This window comes from Sutterella sp., assembly GCF_052272535.1.
Lineage (GTDB): Bacteria > Pseudomonadota > Gammaproteobacteria > Burkholderiales > Burkholderiaceae_F > Sutterella.
The window spans coordinates 1-1,933 of sequence record NZ_DAVZJY010000326.1 but is presented as its reverse complement, the minus strand read 5'-3'; the positions used below and the strand labels follow the sequence as shown (position 1 = coordinate 1,933).

Genomic DNA, 1,933 nt, shown 5'->3' with positions numbered 1-1,933 from the left:
CGAGGACGCCCACCCCGGGAACGCCGGGGCCCCGGGGCTGGCCGCCTCGATCCGCCGCGCCTGAGAGCCACCGCCGGACCGCACATCGCCCTATCCGAAGAGATCTTCAAGCGCCTAAAAAGCTTGAAGACTCAGTAAGGAATCTCTATCCTTCAGGGCGGAGAGGATGTCAAGCCGAAACCCAAGGGAATTGATCAGACCACAACCCCTCAATCCCCTCGAGGATTTAAAATGGCAGGGGTGTAAAAACCAAAATAAACGCAATGAACTCTACCAAGCAGGACGATATGAAGAGCTCCACGCCGATGTTGTTGGTTTACGACGGACCGGCATTGGACAAGCACAGAATCCCTGTGCAGACGTTGGCTCAGTCGCTTACGGCCCTCAACCGCATTGCCGAAACGGCAAATGAAATAATATTTGCAGACAAGTCCAAGGTCTCCTTGTCGGTAACGACCTTTAAAAAAGGTAGCTTCGGGGTGGAACTTGTTCTCGACTCATCCATTTTCGACACTGTCGTAGATATTCTCAGCGGAAAATCCGCAAGTGCGATGAGCAATGGCATAGCCATCTCCTCCTGCCTCTTGGAGCTCTTTGCTTTGAAAAAGTGGCTCAAGGGCAGAGAGATGACAAAGGTAGAGCCGGTGCCCGACAAAGAACAGAAGGCCATCTACGTCGACAACGAATTCATCATCGTGAACAATACGACTTATGTCGTTTTCCAGGATGCATCCGTCAAGCGTGACTGCTCGGAGTTTGTCAGCCCTCTCAAGAATGAAGGAATTACTTCAATACAGCTCTCTGACAAAAAGTCAGCTTTTAACATCACCTCCGAAGAGGTTGCCGATTTCATTAAAGAACCAGACGAACAATTACTTACGGAAAATCATGTGAGCGTCTGGGTTCAGGTTGAATCGCCCTATTTCAAACAAGGTCGGAAATGGCGCGTCCTGTACAACGGACAATCCATCATGGTTACCGTTTTAGATCAAGACTTCATTTCTCGCGTCTTGAGGCATGAAGCCACTTTTGGCACAGGCGACATGCTTAACTGTGAACTGACGATCAAGCAAATCCTAAAGGACGGAATGTTGTCTTCTTCGTATGAGCTCAACAAAGTCAAAGCGCACAAAGCTCCGCCCTATCAACCTTCATTCAACCTATAATCGCTCGACAAAATAGAAATGCCTTCAGAAAAGCCCCGACCGATGTCGCTTCGGCAGGGGCTTCCGGCATCGGTCATGGGCATTTCCTTCACTGTCTCTTTATTGGCCGTTCGTACGGCCGCTTTACCCCATTTTCCTAGTCCTACCTTCCGCAAGCAACTCCTCAGGCGTTATTTTCCCGTCCATTGAGCGCCTTTCGAGTTCGCGCATCCATTCGGGCCGCATCACTCCGGCCTCTGTCGATTCGAGCCGCGCCGCCTGCGGCAGTTCAGAGCGCTCCTTCCTTTTCAGCGCGGACAAGCATGCCGCTCCGCACGGAAGGCGACGAAATCAGCGCAGAACGCATCGTGGGACGCAGTCTTCCTGAATCGCGTTGACGAACCCTTCTCCAGAAAGCGCGGGAGCGTCACGCCTCCGTCTCGAACAGTCAGGACGGTTCCGTGGCATGCGTCGTGAGCTGCGTATAGAGGAGATCACCGCGTCGTGAATCCATCGCCTCCTTTGCATGCATACCACCTGATAGGTATCGCCATTCATTTTTGGAATATCCAAAAGAGTTGCCACCTGACGCGAATCAGAAAGTTGTCGGCTTCTTAACAAACACAAGCGCTCCCGGGCGGACCCCACTGCCTGAGAATTCCTCTCAATTGTTTGAGGGCCCCAGAAGAGGGTTCTACCCCACTTGAAGAGGTAATGATATGAACCGTCTCAAGAACACTTCCCTTTCGCGCCGCGGCTTCCTCGCCGCCGGTGCGCTCGGCACCGCC

1 protein-coding gene is annotated in these 1,933 nt (G+C 52.5%); it reads left to right on the top strand.

What is annotated here, in order from left to right; translation table 11 throughout:
* Window positions 1-263: 263 nt before the first annotated feature.
* On the top strand, window positions 264-1,166 hold the full coding sequence (locus ACT6Y9_RS10700; protein WP_443744517.1) for a hypothetical protein: 903 nt from the start codon (window positions 264-266) through the stop codon (window positions 1,164-1,166).
* Window positions 1,167-1,933: the final 767 nt, after the last annotated feature.